Source organism: Planktothrix sp. PCC 11201 (assembly GCF_900009135.1).
In the GTDB taxonomy this organism is placed as follows: domain Bacteria; phylum Cyanobacteriota; class Cyanobacteriia; order Cyanobacteriales; family Microcoleaceae; genus Planktothrix.
In genome coordinates, this window is sequence record NZ_LT797688.1 from 288740 (window position 1) to 308435 (window position 19696).

Below are 19696 nucleotides of genomic sequence, written 5' to 3' on the forward strand. Positions count from 1 at the left end.
TATAAGCCAAAGGGAGAGGCGATCGCGTATGTATGACCCAGTAGGAGCCTTTGAAAAAATTCGAGAAAATTTCCTGCTTTATATCAAGACTGCTTTTGCAACTCGATTTCCAGAAATTGAACAAGAGCGGGAAGAAATATTACGTCAATATGGGGTATTTTGTCAGGAACCCTGGATAGAACCTCTCCCTCGATATAAACGTTCTGGTAAAACGATTCATCAATTAGAATTAACCGATGTTCCTGGGTTAGATGAAACGACGCTGAAAGAGTTTCAAGAACTTGCTGCTTGTGGTTTAGTAGGGGATTATCAACTCTACAGCCATCAATTAGAAATGCTAAAAAAAGCATTGTCGGGTCAAAATGCCGTTGTCACCGCAGGTACAGGTTCCGGTAAAACCGAGTCCTTTCTTTTGCCTTTATTTGCTTATTTAATTCAAGAATCAAAACAACAAAATTGGCAACCTCCTAACCCAGCAGATCCCCACTTAAATGATTGGTGGTCAAATCAAGAATGGCAAGATAAATGTCGCCCCGTTGTCAATAAAAACCGCCGTTGGGATGATTCTTATCGCGTCCCCCAAAGAAAACATGAAAAGCGAGAAGCAGCCGTTAGAGCGTTAATTTTATATCCGATGAATGCGCTAGTCGAAGATCAATTAACACGACTACGACGAGCATTAGATTCTGAAGAAGCTCGCAACTGGTTTCAACAGAATAGAAATGACAATCGTATTTATTTTGGTCGATACAATGGAGTTACACCCGTACCTGGACATGAACTAAAGAAAACGGGTAAACCTAATGGGGATAAAATCGAAGAATTAGTTAAACAAATACAGCAAATGGCTGATTCTGCGGAAGCAGCTAAACGCCATATTGAAGAAACAGGAAATGATGAAGTTAAGTTCTTTTTTCCACAATTAGATGGGTCAGAAATGCGCTGTCGCTGGGATATGCAGGATCATCCTCCTGATATTCTGATTACGAACTACTCCATGCTGGGTATTATGTTAATGCGGGATGTAGATAAAAATATTTTTGAAAAAACAAAGAAATGGTTAGAAAATAAAGATAGTGTTTTTCATTTAATATTAGATGAACTGCATTTATATCGAGGAACATCTGGAACTGAAGTTGCTTATTTATTACGACTATTATTACAACGCTTAGGTTTATATCCAGGTCATCCGCAATTAAGAATTTTAGCTTCTAGTGCATCTCTCGAACCCAATAATCCAGATAGCTTAGAGTTTTTAAGGGATTTTTTTGGGACAGAATGGCATTCTGATCAGATTATTCCTGGTGATCCTGAACCCATTCCAGATATTTTAATTCCCGAAATCTTACCCAATGAACCGTTTATTGCTTTAGCTAATTTAGCTAATTTAGCTAATAATAACCTTGCAGAAGAAATTATCAAAGAAACACCTGAATATAAACTCTGTAAACATATTTTAGAATCTGAATCTGAGGCAATTTCAGCTAAAATGATTCTAGCTTGTCAAGAAGATGAGAATGAAAAAACTCGTGCTGTTTCCCTAACTAATTTTGGCGAAAAACTATTCTGTGAAACCTTGGAAAACCAACAATTATGGAAAGCAATTCAAGGGTTATTAATTACTAGAGGATTATCAGATAAAGCAGACCTAATTTCGTTTAGATTTCATTGGTTTTTCCGTAATATTGAGGGACTTTGGGCTTGTACTCAACCCAACTATGGGTGTAAACAAAATGACACAAGTGAAAATCGATCCATTGGGAAGCTATTTGCTGAATCTCCCCCTATCCTTTTTGGTCAATATCGAGTCTTAGAACTACTCTATTGTGAACAGTGTGGAACGGTATTTTATGGGGGAAATCGCCTAACTTTACCTGATAATGAAGGTTGGGAATTGTTACCCACTGACCCTGATATTGAAGGCATTCCCGACCGGAAAACCGCAGTTTTTTTAGATCGGAGAAATTATTCTGAATATGCGATATTTTGGCCGTTTAAAGATGAACTAGATGAGGAAGTTAAAAAAGGTTGGAATCAACCATTAATCTCATCAAAAAATACGGAAAAAGCGTTCTGGGATAAAGCGTATTTGGACACCCGTAGTGGTCGCGTTAGTTTGGGAAAATCTAATAGTGACTTAGAAAATCAACAGGCGGTTAAGAGGGGCTATGTCTTTAATTTTCGATCACCATCTTCAGAAAAACAACAATCTATTCGAGCATTACCTTCCGTATGTCCTTGTTGCAGTGCCAATTATAGCTGGAAAAAAAATAAAAAATCTCCCATTCGCGGGTTTCGGACAGGTTTTTCTAAAGTCAGTCAGTTGTTGTCAAAAGAACTTTTTTATCAACTCCCAGATAACGCAGAATCACGGAAATTAGTGGTTTTTTCCGATAGTCGTGAAGATGCGGCTTCGATTGCTAATGGAATTGAGCGATCACACTATGATGATTTAGTTAGAGAAACCATCTTTGATGAATTAAGGCTATTAGCTCTAGGTCAATTTCATCTACTAGAAGATTTAGAACAATATAATCAACCGACTCATCCTGATTCGATATTATTTGCTCAACGAAACTCAGAATCGATTTCAGAATTGCTAGAAGCGATTGAAACTGCTATAACACCATTACCAGAAAGTATTGTTCCAAAACAATTAAAAGTGCTAAAAGAATTGCAAGAGCAAGCTCAGGAAAAACTCTATGAAATTCGCCAACGGGGTCAAACTCGGATCATTCCTTTGCGGGTACTGTTTGAGGATCAAAATAACTCTAAATACCCAGGACTCTTAATTCAAAAATTAGCACTATTGGGTGTTAACCCAGCCGGAAATGATGTAGATTATCAAGATTTTTCTTATGTGTATGGGGAGAAATGTAATTATTGGACAGAATTATTTGATTTTAAGACAGGAGGATGGAAACGTGACTTGATACCTTCAGCAAGAAATAAAAAAGATAAAACTCTTCGGGAAAAGGTTGAATCAAAAATCTGTGATACTTTATTTCGTCGTTTGTATTTTGGCGTTGAAGCATCAGGTTTAGGCTACATTTGTTTAGATGTAAAACCTGCTCAACTAGAACAACTGGCGATAGAATCTGGTACTTCAACAGAAGTTTTTGAAAGTATTTGTAATGGTTGTTTAAGGATATTAGGAGACTTATATCGCTATAAGAAAGTTGATCAAGATTATCCGATTATTGATTGGGAAGATTGGAAGGGTGCTAGACCTAAATTGCGCGATTATGTGGATAAATGTGCTAGTCAAAATAATATCTTAAAACCAGAATTATATCAGGCTTTAAAAAAAGCGATCTGTCAACAAAGTCAGCACCATCATTTTATTCTCAATCCTCGACATTTAAGTGTACGAGTTTCCCTTCCCGATGATCCGGTTTGGCAATGCGAATCTTGCCAACGTCCCAATTTACATCGGGCTGGGGGGATTTGTACACAATTAAATTGTTTAGCAGAATTACCCATTAACCCTAACAAAACTTGTAAAGATTTACACGCTCGTAATTATTATGCAACAGAAGCCATTGATCAACGTCAACCCCTGCGATTTCACTGCGAAGAATTAACCGGACAAACGGATAATCAGGGAGAAAGACAGCGACATTTTCGCAATATTATTATCAATGTTGGAGAGCAGGAAAGAGAGTTAATTCCAGTTGTTGATACGATTGATCTTCTCAGTGTTACAACCACAATGGAAGTCGGAATTGATATTGGCAGTTTAACGGCTGTTGTCATGGCAAATATGCCACCGATGCGGTTTAATTATCAACAACGGGCTGGACGTGCAGGGCGGCGAGGTCAAGCTTTTGCCATTGTTTTAACCCTTTGTCGAGGTCGTTCCCATGATGAATTTTATTATCGGCATCCTAGCCGAATTACGGGCGATCCGGCTCCGGTTCCCTTCCTCTCAATGGCACAGGTTGAGATTACCAAACGTTTACTGGCTAAAGAATGTTTAAGACAGGCTTTTATTCAGGCAGGAATTAAATGGTGGGAAAGTCCCATGCCTCCCGATAGTCATGGGGAATTTGGAAAGACTCAAGATTGGTTAGAAAATATAGGCGATCGCACAAATAAAATTTGTCAATGGTTAAAAACTTCACTTGATGTTACCAATGTTGTTGATATTTTATTAACAGGAGTAACCGGAATTAATTCTCAAGAATTAGAAGAATTTGCCCGTGAACAATTATGGGATCAAGTTGATCAATGTGCTAAAAATTCAGAATTAGGAGCGGCGGGTTTAGCAGAACGTTTAGCAGAAGGAGGTATTTTACCGATGTATGGAATGCCGTCACGAGTTCGGGAATTGTATCATGGTGGTATTAATAAGTCTCAAATTTATAGTATTGACCGAGATTTAGACTTAGCAATTACAGAATTTGCTCCAGGTTCTGAGAAAACAAAAGATAAACGAATTCATACTGCCATTGGGTTCACATTTCCCTTTCCGACCGATCAAAAAAATGATTTAGTTCTGGCAAGTAATGATCCTTTGTCTCAAAGAAAATGGATGTTAAGATGTCAGCGATGTCAATATACAGATATCTCTGATCAACTCATTGAAAAGACAGAATGTCCTCAATGTCAAGCTACAACAGAAGATGGGTTTCGAGTGTTTAAATGGGCGGTTCCTTTAGCCTTCCGAACTAGCTTGAATCAGGGTGAGGATGCCAAAACCGAATATGATATCCTGATCACGGGTGCAGCGAGTATTGCTGAGTCACAACCCCTAGATTTTGACTTAGTTGAAAATACAAATACTCAGATCGCTTTTTCTAATTCTGGGCGAGTTTTTCGGGTCAATGATAACCGAGGACAATTATTCACAGGCGCAGTAGGACAGGCAACATTTGGGTCAGGAGACGAACTCTTAAATCATCAATGGATTGAAAAGCGATTTCAAAAGCAGCAAAAAGGAGTAAAATTTAAACAGACTGGAGATATAGAAAATTTAGCTATTATTTCCCCAAAAACTACAGGAGTTTTAAGGGTTAAACCCGCAATTTTACCTCCTGGTTTATGTCTCGATCCTTTATCATTTGGGTCTGGAGTTAAAGCAGCCTTTTATTCCGCCGCTTTCATTATTCGTGCTGTTGTCGCTGAAAGATTAGATATCGATCCTGAAGAATTAGATATTAGTGGTTTGCGACAAGTTACCCTAGAAGAAACGGAAGAAAAAGTTGCAGAACTGGTAATTAATGATAAACTCCCCAACGGTTCGGGTTTTACCCAATGGTTAGCGGAACATTGGCAAGAAATTCTGCAAGAAATTGTTAATCCCCATGCTAATTTTGATACTTTTGCAGGGTCTATTATTTCCCCCCAACACCGTCAAAAATGCGATTCTTCCTGCTATGATTGTTTACAACAATATCGGAATATGAATTATCATGGGTTGTTAGATTGGCGTTTGGGATTATCGTTGATTAGAGTTTTAGAAAATAGTAATTTTCAATGCGGTTTAGATAGTGATTTTTCCACCCCTGATTTAGAAAAATGGATGGAAAAAGCAACAACTCTGCGAAATAATTTTTGTCAATCTTTTTCCTGTATCCCTGAACATTTTGGCAGTTTACCTGGTTTCAAAGTAGGTAATAAAACCGTGATTATTGTTCATCCGTTGTGGAACTTAGAAAATCCAATAGGAGTGTTAGCGGATGCGATCGCTACTTTAGAACCTGATAACATCAAATATGTTGATACATTCAATTTATTAAGACGTTCAAGTTGGTGTTATCAAAATCTGGAATGAGCTATTGAGCATTTAAACCGGACTACCCTAAACCTACTTATTTTTCTCATCCCCCTTTCTTAATATCCCTGTTTTCGCTAAAGTGATTGGGATGATTTATCTGGAGCTAACTGTGGATCTAGTTACAGGATTTTTCTCACTGGACTCGATATTCTCAAGTCTGGGATTAAATTTCTTGCCGATTTTGGGGACAGCAACGGAAGCCTTTCCTCCCGTTGAAGCTGAATCAAGCATGGTACTCCTGGGAGTTATGCTGAGTTTAGTCGCTATTTTTGTAGCTAGTAAAGCGGGTGGAGAATTTGCCAATTGGTTAGGATTTCCGCCAGTTCTGGGAGAACTCCTCGGAGGCGTGATTATTGGAGTTTCCGCCCTGAATTTAGTGGTTTTTCCAGAAGGGGGTATCGATAGCACTCAATCTGTAATTATCAGTATCCTAGAAAAAACCGCCGGGTTAAGTCCAGATGCCGCAGAAGCGACGTTTAAAAGTCAAAGTGAAGTTTTAGAGATTTTATCGGAACTGGGTGTGATTGTTCTGTTGTTTGAAATTGGTCTGGAATCCAATGTTGAACAACTTCTTGCTGTCGGAATTCAAGCCTTTGTTGTTGCTTCTTTAGGGGTTGTGGTTCCCTTTGTAGTAGGGACAGCCGGATTAATCATTATTTTCCATGTTCCTGTAATTCCGGCGGTTTTTGCCGGGGCAGCACTGACCGCTACCAGTATCGGAATTACCTCTAGGGTGCTATCAGAAATTGGTTGTTTGTCTACCCAAGAAGGTCAAATTATTTTGGGTGCGGCGGTAATTGATGATGTCTTGGGAATTTTGATTTTAGCAGTGGTTGCCAGTTTAGCTAAAACCGGTGAAATTGATGTAACTAATATCATCTATCTAATTATTAGTGCCACTGTTTTTATTGTGGGTGCAATTGTTTTAGGGAAGTTTTTTAACGGGACTTTTGTGGCCCTGGCTTCCCAATTTAAAACCCGAGGTCGGGTTGTGATTCCTGCCCTAACTTTAGCTTTGCTTTTAGCCTATATTGGCGGCGCGATTCACTTAGAAGCAATTTTAGGGGCATTTGCAGCCGGATTAGTGTTAGATGAAACCGAACCGGGTAAAGAGTTAGAAGAATTAATTAAACCCATTGCCGATGTCATTGTCCCGGTATTTTTCGTAGCGGTCGGGGCAAAAACCAATTTAGGGGTTTTAAACCCGGCAGTCCCAGAAAATCGAGAAGGGTTAATTATTGCGACCTTTTTGATTGTGGTGGCAATTGTGGGCAAAATTGCCGCGGGTTGGGGGGTATTTGGTTTAGATAATCCCAACCGTCTTGGCATTGGCGTCGGGATGATTCCCCGAGGAGAAGTGGGATTAGTATTCGCCGCCGTGGGTTCGGCTAGTGGTGCATTATCTCCAGCGTTAGATGTGGCAATTATTCTAATGGTAATTATCACGACATTCTTAGCGCCTCCTTTACTGCGAATTGTGTTTAAAACCGACACTCCGCCGCCATTATCCGAAACAACTTAACGGAATGGCTGTAAGAGTTAAGGTATGGTGAGAAAACGAGGAAGCAGTGCGAGCGTCCTCGCTCGCTAGATATCAATATCTCAATATATGTTATCTTTAAGGAGAATAGCAGTCTAACGGCTAAAAAATGAAAGCAATTACAAGTAACCAAGCCAAACAAAAATTAGATGAAATCATTGATAGAGTAATCCTTGATGCGGAGCCGACTATCTTATGTAATGATCAAGGTAAACAAGCTGTTTTAATGTCTTTAGATGAATTTAACTCTTGGCAAGAAACACTATATTTATTATCAAATCCAGCCAATGCAGAACACCTATTAGAATCAATTAAACAAGCCGAATCAGGTAAAAAATCAGTTAGACAATATTCCCGATTCGTAATTCGTAATTCGTAATTCCCAATTCGTAATTCCCTAATATATAAACTGACTAATCTCTCCCGCTTCAACATTTAAAATTTGAGTATGTTTTAACCATTGAGCATCAAAAGCCCCTAAATGAGTCGTTGTAATTAAAGTTTGAAATCGGTCTTGAATCGCATCTAAAAGTTGATTTTGTCGGTTTAGATCTAATTCTGCTAAAACATCATCTAAAAGCAGTAAAGGTGGCTCCCTCACGACTTCTTCAATGAGTTGTAATTCCGCTAATTTTAAGGCTAAAACTAATGTTCGTTGTTGACCCGATGAGCCATAACTCCGGGCTGGAGTTTGATTAATGGCAAAGATAACATCATCTCGATGGGGCCCCACTAAGGAAATTCCTTGTTGTTTTTCCGCGATCGCTCTGGTTCTAATTTTATCATAAAAAGCCTGTTGAATTTTTTCCGGTGGCGCCGTTGATAAACTGTGATTGAGTAAATCTAAATTAACATTAGGTTGATAACTAATATCCAATAATTCCGTACTTCCACTAATAGATTCATGCCAAACTTTAGCCAAAGGGAGTAAACGTTCTAAAACGCGATCGCGACGGCGGATAACCCGAGTTCCAGCCACGGCTAATTGAACATCCCAGAGTTCTAATTCCCCTTGTTTATGGTGAATTTCTGATGTTTCTGGATTTTGTTTAATTTGTTTTAATAAAGCATTTCTTTGGCGTAAAACTTGATTATATTGTTGTAAAATATAAGCATAAATCGGTTCTAACTGTACCAATAAACGGTCTAACCAATGGCGTCGATATTCAGGACTTCCCCGGACTAATTCTAAATCCAAACTAGAAAACTGCACTACATTTAATACACTCAAAAAATCCAAATGTCGGCGCAGGGATTCCCCATTTAAAGAAACAGTTCTTCCCCCTTGGGAACGCAGAGTAATCCCTAAATCTAATGTCCCTAAATCCCGTTCTAAAGTTGCTGTAACCTGTGCAGTCGGTTGGGGATTGAAAATCAAATCCCGATCTCGACTCACCCGATGACTTTTGAGGGTAGACAGTAACTCGACCGCTTCTAGTAAATTAGATTTTCCTTGGGCATTATTTCCTAATAAAATTGTTTTGGGAGCTTCAAATATAACTTTTTGATCGGCATAATTGCGAAACTGTCGAAGATGTAATAATTTTAAATACATGGCTAGGCAATGAGAATAGGTAATGAGTAATAGGTAATAGGTAATAGGTAATGGGTAAAAATTAGATGTATCTCATGTCCTAAATTAATGATTTTAAAGACTAAAGAATGGGGCAATAAGCTATAGATATAGCTAAAACCTGATTACTTTTATCATATATAAAAATTAAAAAATAAATTACTCATTACCCATTACTCATTACTCATTACCTATTCCTCACTCCCTTGAACCCGTATTACTTTACCATACTATCTAATGGAGTTTTGGGTTGTTACCCCAGCCCAATTCGGTGCTAAGATGCCCTAAACTAGATCAATCAGTGAATTGGGGTTACATTGGAAGGGGGCAGGGATGGAAACCGTAGAAATCACTGATCCGGAGACGCCATCGCACGTCTCTACTGATAACTTATAACTAATTACTGATAAGAGGACAGTGCCATATTTAATTTGTAATCCCGACACAACCGGTGCCATGACCTTTAACCTACAGTTCGGTGTAAATACCATCGGACGGGGACGGGATAGCACAATTTGTTTAGCGGATGTGAGTCTTTCTCGTCATCACGCTCGCATTGATGTCAGCGAAGGAAAAAACACAATTACCGATATGCAGAGTAGTAATCATACCTTTGTGAATGAGGTAATGATTGAACACGCGAATCTTAAATCTGGGGATTTAATTCGTTGTGGTCGTGTGGTGTTTAAATTTATGAATGTTTCCCTCACACCCTCTTTAAAATCGGAGGCTGAAAATTCTCAAACCTCGGTTATTCAGGAATTTGCTACCGATAACAGTTATACCATTATTCAAGATTTATTAGGAACTTCTCAAGCCAGAAATTCAGTTTTAAATATTCGACAACAGGATGCTAATTTAAGAATTGTTGATAAGTTAAAAATTTTATTAGAAGTTAGTAAAGAATTATCTTCTCCCAATGAATTGAATAAACTTCTGGATAAAATTTTAGATTTATTATTTCAAATAATGAATCTGGATCGGGCGGCTATTTTGTTAGTTAATCCGAAAACCAATAATTTAGAAAATAAGGCGGTTAAATTTCGAGAAGAACCCCTGGCGGATGAACATTTTTATAGTAAAAAAATTACCAATATCGTCAGAGAAACGGGAAATGCCGTATTAATAGATAATGCTCAAGCCGATGAGCGATTTGAGGGGTCTGAGTCTATTCTCTGTCAAGCTATTCATGCCTCGATGTGTGCGCCCTTAAAGTTGCGGGATAGTGTGATTGGGGTTTTGTATGTCGATAATTTATCTTTATCTAATCTTTATTCTCCCGAAGATGTAGAATTTTTAGCCGCCTTAGCCAATCAAGCGGCGATCGCAATTGACAATGCCGAACTCTATAAAAAAATGCAGGAAGAAGCCGTAATTAGAAATAAATTAGAACGGTTTTTTCCGCCAGCCGTAAGTCGAAAACTGCGGGAAGAAGGAAAGTTTGATGCGATCGTGGAAAGTGAAGTAACGGCTTTATTTTCTGATATTACTCGATTTACAGAAATGTCTTCTCGGATGCAGCCCCGTCAAGTGATTTCCATGTTAAATGAATATTTTAAACTGATGGTGGAGGAGATTGTTTTTCCCTTTGAGGGAACTTTAGAAAAGTATATTGGGGATGCGTTAGTGGCGGTTTGGGGCGCGCCCTATTCTCGCCATGATGATGTGGATCGAGCGGTGCGAGCCGCGATTGAAATGCAGTGGACGGTAGATAGAATGAATCAGCAATGGAAACAGCGTTATGGAGAACCAATTTATATTCATATTGGACTGAATACTGGACAGGTAGCGGCGGGAAATATTGGGTCAGAAAAACTGATTCAATATACCCATATTGGAGATACCATGAATGTCGCCAGTCGCATTTGTTCAGCAGCTAATAGAAACGAAATTTTAATTTCTCAATCAACTTTGGATCAGTTAAAAGATCGGAGTTTACCTTTAGAAACAATACCTCCTGTTATTGTTAAAGGGAAAACCGAACCCCTACAACTTTATCGTTTACATTGGCAAGAAGTTCAATCAACAGCCCTGTCTTTTTAAATTCAATCATTAAGAAACCCCTGAAGGGGTTACTACGGTTGTTATAATCTGGCTCGTTTTAAGGCTTGCCAACTGGTGTATCCTAATAATCCAGTTGCACCCATGGCATAGGCTAAACCACTCGGTATTCCCGAAAAAGCTAGGGCTAAACTTCCCACCCAAAGGGTGAGAGAATAGATAAATAATACCGTTCGGCGTTGGGATAAACCCGCGTCTAAGAGTCGATGATGCAGGTGGCGTTTATCCGCAGTGAAAGGGGATTTACCATGACGAATTCGATCCAAAATCACCGCCGACATATCTAAAATCGGAACCGCTAGAATGACATAGGGGAGAATAACCGAGGTCACGGCCGTTACTTTGACTAAACCAATCACCCCAACCCCAGCTAGGGTAAATCCCATGAAATAGGCTCCTCCATCCCCCATAAAAATCTGGGCGGGATTGAAGTTATACCTGAGAAATCCTAGGGCACTTCCTGCTAAAGCTGCTGCAATTAAAGCTGCGGCGGGTTGATTCATAAATAAACTGACAATCAACATGACAACGGCGGCAATACCACAAACCCCCGCCGCCAGTCCGTCTAAACCATCAATCCAGTTAATGGCATTGGTCATCCCCACTAACCAAATAACCGTAATGGGTAAACTCAACCATCCAATGTGAACTAGACCCCAATTCGGAATCGTTAAAAAGTCAATGCGGACACCCACCCACCAAGCCAGACTCGCTACCCCAGTTTGCAGGACTAGGCGAGTCACAGGGGATAGGCTAAACAGGTCGTCCGCCAGGCCAATCATAAAAAAGGCAATACCCCCAAGGGTTACGCCCCAAATTTCATATTCATCCCGTGGGCTCAGGGGTTTTCCCGCAGCATCAATAAAGCCACCTGACCCCCAAACCAATAACAGAGCAATTAAGGCACCAGCAAAGATGGAAACGCCACCTAAGCGCACCATCGGTTGTTGATGAACTTTACGATCATTGGGCAAATCAACCCGTCCTGAACGGATGGCGATTTTCTTAACAATCGGGGTACTCCAGATCACAACTAGAGCGGAAATGATAAAAGCGAGTAGGTGGTACAGATGGTGGGGCATCTGAGGTTACAGGTGCAAGAGGTTCTTTAGGTGTCAGCCAGAGTTTACTACATTTGGGAGCCTTTCTCGCAAAAAGTTTTGGCCTAGGGTTTGAGATTTATGGCTTGGGGAGTCTGAATCCAAATCTTCAACCCGCATCGGCGGGTTTTGTTTGTGTAGCTGCGGTTTCAACCGCCTTCAACTTCTCTTCAACTCTTAAGTCATGAGATTTTTCGGTCAGGGTAACACCTTTTTTAGCGGTCATTTGTCTGACTAACTGTTTCCACTCCTCAGAATTCGTTAAACTTTCTGAATCTAGTTCCATGCCCTGGGCTAAGGACAATTTCGAGAAACTTTCTAACCAGGTTAAAATGATTTCACTGGGGGAAACTGTGGTTAACTTTAAGGCTTTTTGCAGGTGGGCTTTCATTTGAGGGAGTTTACCATTTCGATAGGCATTCCAGGCATCCCAAATTAAGAGGTTATAGTCCATCTCAGTATGTTTTTTAGGATCATTGCTTAGGGTTTGTTCCAGTTGTTGCCGCTCTTGGATTTGTTGGATTTGCAATTGAGATTGGGCTAATTCAATCTGAAGTTGATACATTTGAGATTGCGATCGCTTTAATTCGGTTTGCAGTTGATTAACTTGGGCTTGTTTTTGTTTTAATTCTCGCTTGGTTTCCTGGAATTGGGATTGAATTTCGGTTAACTCAGTTTGGGCTTGTTCGAGTTGAGATTCGGACTGTTGTAATTGAGAATGGGATAAATCAAACTCGCTTTCTACTTGATACAGTTGGGAAGTAGACCGTTTTAAATCTCGCTTTAACTGTTTAACTTGATTACTTGTTTCTTGTAAGTTCTCTTGATCCTGTTGTAGTTGAGTTTTAGTTTGCTCTAATTCTTCTAAAGTTTGATGCAGTTGAATTTGAAAACGTTCTTCCCGTTTTTGGGTTTGCTGTAACTGAGTTGTTAATTGACTTAAACTTGCTTCGACTTTAGCCAGTTGAGATTGAGCATCTTCCCACTCCTGACGATGAAGTTCATAATATTCTAATTCCTCTTGAGTTTGATGTAACTGTGATTGATACCGCATCACATCAAATTGAGATTGACTTAATTGGGTTTTAGCTGTTTCTAATTCAGTACAGGTTTGATTGAGTTGATAATGAGATTGTTGTAAAACAGACTCGGTTTTACTTAACTGATTTTGAGATTTTTCTAAAACAGATTCGGTTTCTCGTAATTGAGATTGATATTGCTCTAATAGAGATTCTGCTGTTTTGAGTTGGGTTTTCGTTTGTTCTGCTTCAGCTTGAATAACTTTTACTTCTTCTAACTCATCACATTGCTCCTGCAATTGAGCTTTCAGGGATTTATTTTCTATTTCTAATTGACGTAAATTAACCCATTCTTGAAAAGCCCAAGTTTTGTATAGAGAAGGTTTTAATAATTCTTGCCAAGAAAAATCCGGTGTTTGTTCAGGATGCCATCCTCTCCCTTCTAGTTCTTGATAGAGTTCAATGGCTTCGGGAAAGTAACTGTCAATTAAAGTGGGTCGCTGACTATTCGATGAAATTTCTGTTTTCAACAAAGTAGGATCGTAAGCCGTGGGAGCAGGATGACTTAAATTAACGTTAAACTTATGATTAATAGTGTCAATATAGGCGGCTTGATATTGAACAATTGTTTTTAGGTTAGTCAACAAGCAACGATGTTGTTCTTGATTATAAAAATCGAGGATTTTTTGATTATAATGTTGCCAATATTTGATTGCTAATTCGGGTTGAGATTGAAACATTTCATCTCCCCTTCTATATAAGGAGTCAGCCACTTCCCAAGGCGATCGATAAATTAATAAAAATTTGGCTTCGGGTAACAGTTTTGCCCAAAATTCTAAAAATAGGGTGGTTCGAGGTTCTTTCCATCCCCAAATTGAACTTAAGGCATTTTGTTCTATGAGTTGTTTTGCTCGGTCAACAAATTCTCCTTTGATTTCCAGATTATCCTGTAATGTCCAACCCGCACCACTAACTCCTTGTGAGTCCAAAATGTTGATATGAAACTGAGAAAAGTCAATATTTTCAAAATGGCTTTTAATATTAACATGATCTGCACCTAATAAATTTCGGCCAATATGAACCCCCGCACTTTGCAAAATTGATGCGGCTAAGGAGGTTCCTGAACGGTGCATTCCGGTGATAATGAAAATGGTTTGTTCTGTGTTAGACTTTTGCATGATCTGTGAATAATATCTCAAGAAAATAATTTTAGATGAAATTGGTAATCTATCTCACCAAATTTCATGAATATGATCGAGAATTTCTACAAAATTGGCAGTAAGAATTGCGTCTTATAGCAACTCATACTGCCAATTTTTTGGCCTTAATTTTGCCTCTAATACTAGCATGATTACAACCTTCAAGTTGATAATTGTGATCTGATCATATTTTATCAGATTTTAGAAAACGCAGTTCTAAAAAATATGATATTGTGGCTAAAGTCGCATCCACCCATCCCGACACCTGAAGGAGTGGGCTTTCGTGGCGAAAAAAGCTGTAAACAATTATACCCCGGAAGACAAAAGGAACGATTGCCAATAAAACCTGGACAAATTACCACTGTTCATACTGCCATCCCTTCTAAAGCGGGAAGATAAAAACCCTCTCCCTCTTTTTGGTTAGGAAGAAATACGGTTATTCTAGCGCGATTTAGCTGTTCTAAATAGTCTTCCCTGGAAAGTTGAGTGGTTAATAGTTCTGCGTGACATGATTAAAATAATCCCAAACTTTTAAATGTCCCCCGGCAAAACCTCCATAATCTCGGTAAAATAAAATTGACGATTGAGGGGGTTGAGTCGGTTCCGTCGGCGCAGGGGGCAGAGTTGATCAAGATTGGAAAGATTCTATCTCAAATTGAATGTTTTCTAACCAGGACTGTGATCGCTCTAGTTGATCTCGAATTTTTTTTAATTGGGAAGCAGAAAATGACATGAATTAGGTGTAAAATTCAAAATGGGTATAGTGGGGTGAAGACTCAATGGGAACAATTAGGGGGGGATTAGCTTCTGAACCTCTAATAGTTTTTCTTGTATTTTTAGGCAAAATATCCCTAAACTTTCAGTAAAATCATAGAAAATATTGAGAATTTTAGTATGAGTATTAGCTATTTTGAAACCGCCAATCAACTGTTAAGAAAAAGCCAGTTTGAGAATGCCATTGAAAGTTACCAGAAAGCGATTGAGGAAAACCCAAAATCGCCTTGGTATTACTATAACTTAGGGGAAGCCCTCGTCAACAGTGGAAATCCAGAAGCTGCGATCGCAGCTTATCAAAAAGCTGTGGATCTCAACCCTAATTCTCCCTGGTTTAATGACCGCTTAGGCAGTTTAGAAATGCAAGTCGGAGATGTGAGTAAGGCCATAAGCTGTTTTCAAAAAGCGATTAATCTCGATGGCAGCTATTATCAATTTTACACGAATTTGGGCATTGCTCTAACTCAACAAGGTAAGATTCCAGAGGCTATTTCTTCCTTTCACAAGGCGTTAGCACTAAAATCTAATGATGGGGAAACCTATTACCACCTCGGACGGGCTTTTATACAACAAAACCAACAGCCAGAAGCGATCACTGCTTACCATCAAGCCTTGGAGATTAACCCCTATGGGTCGGAATGTTATTTAGAATTGGCTAAACTTCAAGAGCAGTTAGGTCAAACCGATGAAGCTGTCAAAAATTATCGTCGGGCTTATCAACTCAATCCTAGTTTGATAGAGGCTTATCAGAATTTGCGATCTATTTTAGAACAACAGGAAAAATGGGAAGAAATTGTTAAACTCTCCCGTCGTTGCTGTCAGGTAAATTCCCATTCTGCGGTGGCTTATTATGATTTAGGAACGGTATTAATTCACCAACAAGAGTGGGAAGAAGCGGTTATTGCTTTGCATAGAGCTTGTGAACTTAATCCTGATTTTGTAGAGGCTTATCAAAAGTTAGCAAAGGCTTTGGTGACACAAGACCAATGGGAAGAAGTTGTGACTGCTTATCGCCGCTGTGTTGAACTTGACCCTAATTCCGTCGAATCTCAAGGAGGTTTAGCTCAAGCATTGGTTCAAGTTTATCAATTGGAAGAAGCGATCGCCGTTTATCGTCAAGTTTGTCATTTACAACCTTCCTCGGCGGAATTATATGATCAATTGGCACAGAGTTTAGCCCGATTTTATCAATTTGAAGAAGCGATCAGTGCCTACCGCCAAGCCTTAGAATTGAATCCCGAAAATCAGAGTGAAATTCAAGCTCGCCTACAACATATTTTAGACAAACAACGTCAATTTGAAGAAGCGATCGCCATCTATTCTCGTACCCAAGAATTTAACCCCAATTCCTTTGAATCCTATCAAAATTTAGGACAAACTCTGCGACAACAAGGTAACATTGAAAATGCCATTGTCGCCCTCCGGCGCGCCTGTGTTCTCAACCCCGGATCTCCAGTGGCTTATCACCTTTTAGGTCATACCTTTGCTATGTTCCAAAAGTGGGATGAAGCCATTAGTTGTTATCGTCGCGCTTGTGAAATTTATCCCCATTCTCCCGATATTAATTTACATTGGGGTGAGGCCTTGGAACAGAAGAAAAATTATCAAGATGCTTTAGTTTATTTGCAAAAAGCAATTAACCTAAAGCCGGATTTTGATTTAGCTTATGAAGCCATGGGTCGTGTGATTTCAAAAAAAAAGGACGAAAAAGCGAATAAAGGGTAACGCCTTAATTGCCCATTGCCTATTCCCTATTGCCTCTTGCTATAACAACCATCAACTATCAACCATCAACATTAGGCGATTAGCATCAAGGCACACATACCAAGGAAAGGGCTGATCTTTAATAGCGTCCCACTTTTCTTTGAAAACTTCTGCCTGTACATGGTAGTCCTGAGAGTTAGTCGGTGTGGAATTGAATTTGAGAAACAAGGTCATACGGTGGGGAGTTTGGCTGGTGGAGGCTAACCAACAGGGATAAATATTATCGCCCACCGTACCAGAAAAATTAGAATTTGTGGTGATCTTGATTTGGTGCGCGTGGATGCCAATATTAGTTAGAGAATGAGGAATTGCTTCGAGGACTTGTAAGGTCACGCCCCAATCCGTAGCAGTCACGGAATTAGCCCCCTGTATTACCGCCCGTGAGAAGTTTTTGCAACCTGTAAGTTGTGCCACCCGCATGGTGTGGGGATGTTCAAAGATTTGATGCTTAGTCCCGGAAGCGATCGCTCGACCCTCAGACATGACCAGCAGGTTCCCACACAGACGGTAAGCCTCCTCTAGGTTGTGGGTGACAAACAGGGTAATGCCCCCATAGGAGGTAAGAGTGGCCAGGAGTTGTTGCTCCATTTGGCTACGGAGATGGGTATCGAGGGCGGAAAACGGCTCATCGAGCAGAAGTAATTCCGGCTCCGTTGCCAAAGCCCTAGCTAGAGCTACCCGTTGTTGTTGTCCCCCCGAAAGTTGGTGAGGGAAGCGATCGCCCAGTCCCTGTAGTTCCATCAGGGCAAGCTGTTGAGTCACTTGTTGTTGGCGGAGGAATTTAGGCAGGTGCTGTAGGCCAAAGGCAATATTTTGGGCTACTGTCAGGTGGGGAAACAGGGCATAGTTTTGAAATACCAAGCTAACCCGGCGTTGATGGCAAGGCAGGTTAATCTGCTGATCAGCATCAAACAGCGTCCGTCCATTCAGGACAATCCGCCCCCTAGTTGGCGTTTCCACTCCCGCCAGACAGCGTAGGGTCATACTTTTTCCCGAACCCGAACCCCCAAGAATCCCCAAAGTTTCCTGCTGGGCAGAGAACGCCAGATTCAGTTTGAAGTTGGCTAATTGTTTTTCAATATCAACGACGAGCAAACAGTTATTATCAGTGATCAGTGAACAGTTATCAGTTATCAGTTGTTGAGTATTTCCAGACTTACAGTTAACTGTTAATTGTTTTCCTCCCTTTGCTGCGGTGAAATTGACTGCCATGAGGCCGGAGAGGGAGATGGACATGATGGCGATCGTCCACAGCCAGGCTTCACGGAAATCCCCAGCTTCCACAGCAAAGTAGATGGCCATGGGCATAGTTTGAGTTTGACCGGGAATATTGCCAGCCAGCATCAGGGTCGCTCCAAATTCCCCCAAAGCCCTAGCGAAAGACAGGGTTATCCCCGCTACCAGTCCTGGAGCCGCTAAGGGTAAGAGAATTTGCAGCAAAACCTGGACTTCATGAGCCCCCAAGGTGCGGGCAACTTGCAGCAAACTACTATCGATTTGCTCAAAAGCTCCCAAGGCGGTTTTGTACATCAGGGGAAATGAAACTACGGTGGCGGTGATGACGGCGGCATACCAAGTGAAGACAATCGAGAAGTTTCCCCAAGATAGGAATTGACCGAGAAAGCCGTTTTTCCCAAAGAGTAGTAATAGCAGAAATCCCACCACGGTAGGCGGCAAAATCAAGGGGGCAATCAGCAGCCCCTCCATCAGAGATTTCCAACGTCCTCGATAGCCCAACATCCCATAGGCTGTGGCTGTTCCCAGAAAGAAAGTCGCGATCGTCGCTAGTCCCGCCGTTTTCAGGGAAATCCACAGGGGCGATAAATCGGTAGTCATAGCCTTTAGATCTGCGGTCACGCCTTAGTTGGCAATGCCAAAACCGTATTTTTTGAACACATCTTGGGCGGAGTTACTGCTCAAAAACTGTATGTAAGTCTTGGCAGATTCCTGATTCCGGCTGGCTTTAATTACAGCGATCGGATAGACGATCGGGGAATGTAAATCCTTTGCGGCAGTGGCGACTTGTTTCACCTGCTTAGAGATTTTGGCATCGGTGAGGTAGACAATTCCCGCATCGGCATTGCCACTCTCTACGGCGCTTAAAACATTACGAACTGAGTTGCCATAGACAAATTTGGGGCGCAATTCTGCCAAAATTCCTAACTTAGTAAAAACTTCTTCGGCATATTTCCCAGCCGGCACACTTCGGGGTTCTCCTATGGCAATTTTTCCTACATTATAGTCGGTTAACTGTTCAAAACTGGTGATACTTAAGGTAGAATTATTTGGCACAATTAAAACTAAACTGTTAGTTAAAAGTTGCCGCCGAGTATCGGTGAGAATCAAATCTTTTTTCTGGAGATTATCCATCTGTTGAGCAGCGGCGGCAATGAAAACATCCACTGGCGCGCCCTGCTCAATTTGTTGTTGTAAAAGCCCAGAGGCGGCGAAATTATATTTTAATTCCACCCCAGAATTAGCAGACTTAAATAGGGGATTAATTTCTTCTATGGCATTTTGTAAACTGGCGGCAGCAGCAGTTAATAAGGTAGTAGCTTGGGAGGTTACGGCTGGGGTGATAGTTCTTGTCACTTGGGGAGGAGTGGCAGAAGGGGAAAAGGCTCCTACAGCCAATAAGACGACAACAACTAGGCCAATTAAAAAATATAAAATACGTTTAGGCATGGCTATTAATTTTAGTGGTTTGTGAACAATACTTAAACAGAAATGGCTTTTATAGCAGTCGCCACATCTATTAGGACATTCTTGAAAGCTAAAAGCTTTTCACAGTAAGTATTTACCTATAGCGAGATTGCCTATTCCCTATTGCCTCTTGCTATAATTTTGTTTAATTTGAATCATTTAATAGTTTAATCTGTTTAATTAT

10 protein-coding genes are annotated in these 19696 nt (G+C 40.3%); 5 read left to right on the top strand and 5 right to left on the bottom strand.

Translation table 11 applies throughout. From position 1 onward, the window contains the following. The first annotated feature begins 28 nt into the window (after window positions 1-28). The 3 genes from PL11201_RS02130 to PL11201_RS02140 all read left to right on the top strand — a co-directional run bounded on the left by PL11201_RS02130 (window position 29) and on the right by PL11201_RS02140 (window position 7698). Complete coding sequence (locus PL11201_RS02130) at window positions 29-5776, top strand: DEAD/DEAH box helicase (RefSeq protein WP_079677004.1); 5748 nt, start codon at window positions 29-31, stop codon at window positions 5774-5776. 91 nt (window positions 5777-5867) lie between these two features. Next, window positions 5868-7301 carry a cation:proton antiporter gene (locus PL11201_RS02135; protein ID WP_079677005.1) on the top strand — a complete coding sequence of 478 codons (1434 nt, stop codon included), beginning with the start codon at window positions 5868-5870 and terminating at the stop codon, window positions 7299-7301. 127 nt (window positions 7302-7428) lie between these two features. Then, entirely contained in the window at window positions 7429-7698 is a 270-nt protein-coding gene (locus PL11201_RS02140; protein ID WP_079677006.1) for a type II toxin-antitoxin system Phd/YefM family antitoxin, read from the top strand. Between the two features lie 18 nt (window positions 7699-7716). Here the strand turns inward: PL11201_RS02140 and recF are convergent, their stop codons facing one another. After that, entirely contained in the window at window positions 7717-8874 is a 1158-nt protein-coding gene (gene recF / locus PL11201_RS02145; RefSeq protein WP_079677007.1) for a DNA replication/repair protein RecF, read from the bottom strand. Window positions 8875-9309: 435 nt separating this feature from the next. Here recF and PL11201_RS02150 point away from each other — a divergent pair, with 435 nt between their 5' ends. Continuing rightward, complete coding sequence (locus PL11201_RS02150) at window positions 9310-10935, top strand: adenylate/guanylate cyclase domain-containing protein (protein WP_339394338.1); 1626 nt, start codon at window positions 9310-9312, stop codon at window positions 10933-10935. A 41-nt stretch (window positions 10936-10976) separates the two neighbouring features. Here the strand turns inward: PL11201_RS02150 and PL11201_RS02155 are convergent, their stop codons facing one another. Together PL11201_RS02155 and PL11201_RS02160 are read right to left on the bottom strand one after the other, a co-directional pair. After that, window positions 10977-12035: a glycosyltransferase family 4 protein gene (locus PL11201_RS02155; protein WP_079677008.1), complete on the bottom strand. Its 1059-nt coding sequence runs from the start codon at window positions 12033-12035 to the stop codon at window positions 10977-10979. 127 nt (window positions 12036-12162) lie between these two features. After that, window positions 12163-14250: a sulfotransferase gene (locus PL11201_RS02160; protein ID WP_079677009.1), complete on the bottom strand. Its 2088-nt coding sequence runs from the start codon at window positions 14248-14250 to the stop codon at window positions 12163-12165. Between the two features lie 915 nt (window positions 14251-15165). On the opposite strand from PL11201_RS02160, the gene PL11201_RS02165 reads away from it, so the two are divergent. Continuing rightward, window positions 15166-16770, top strand: a complete 1605-nt coding sequence (locus tag PL11201_RS02165; RefSeq protein ID WP_079677010.1) for a tetratricopeptide repeat protein — start codon at window positions 15166-15168, stop codon at window positions 16768-16770. Window positions 16771-16821: 51 nt separating this feature from the next. Here the strand turns inward: PL11201_RS02165 and modB are convergent, their stop codons facing one another. Both modB and modA read right to left on the bottom strand, forming a co-directional pair. Further along, window positions 16822-18645, bottom strand: coding sequence for a molybdate ABC transporter permease subunit (gene modB, locus PL11201_RS02170; RefSeq protein ID WP_079677011.1), 1824 nt, complete (start codon window positions 18643-18645; stop codon window positions 16822-16824). 24 nt (window positions 18646-18669) lie between these two features. Beyond that, on the bottom strand, window positions 18670-19494 hold the full coding sequence (gene modA / locus PL11201_RS02175) for a molybdate ABC transporter substrate-binding protein (RefSeq protein WP_079677012.1): 825 nt from the start codon (window positions 19492-19494) through the stop codon (window positions 18670-18672). Between the last annotated feature and the right edge of the window lie 202 nt (window positions 19495-19696).

Excerpts from the sequence above, each read along its gene's own strand:
- PL11201_RS02135 (WP_079677005.1), top strand. The coding sequence starts at position 5,868 with ATGATTTATCTGGAGCTAACTGTGGATCTAGTTACAGGATTTTTCTCA.
- PL11201_RS02155 (WP_079677008.1), bottom strand. The coding sequence starts at position 12,035 with ATGCCCCACCATCTGTACCACCTACTCGCTTTTATCATTTCCGCTCTA.
- PL11201_RS02130 (WP_079677004.1), top strand. The coding sequence starts at position 29 with ATGTATGACCCAGTAGGAGCCTTTGAAAAAATTCGAGAAAATTTCCTG.
- modB (WP_079677011.1), bottom strand. The coding sequence starts at position 18,645 with ATGACTACCGATTTATCGCCCCTGTGGATTTCCCTGAAAACGGCGGGA.
- PL11201_RS02140 (WP_079677006.1), top strand. The coding sequence starts at position 7,429 with ATGAAAGCAATTACAAGTAACCAAGCCAAACAAAAATTAGATGAAATC.
- modA (WP_079677012.1), bottom strand. The coding sequence starts at position 19,494 with ATGCCTAAACGTATTTTATATTTTTTAATTGGCCTAGTTGTTGTCGTC.
- PL11201_RS02160 (WP_079677009.1), bottom strand. The coding sequence starts at position 14,250 with ATGCAAAAGTCTAACACAGAACAAACCATTTTCATTATCACCGGAATG.
- recF (WP_079677007.1), bottom strand. The coding sequence starts at position 8,874 with ATGTATTTAAAATTATTACATCTTCGACAGTTTCGCAATTATGCCGAT.
- PL11201_RS02165 (WP_079677010.1), top strand. The coding sequence starts at position 15,166 with ATGAGTATTAGCTATTTTGAAACCGCCAATCAACTGTTAAGAAAAAGC.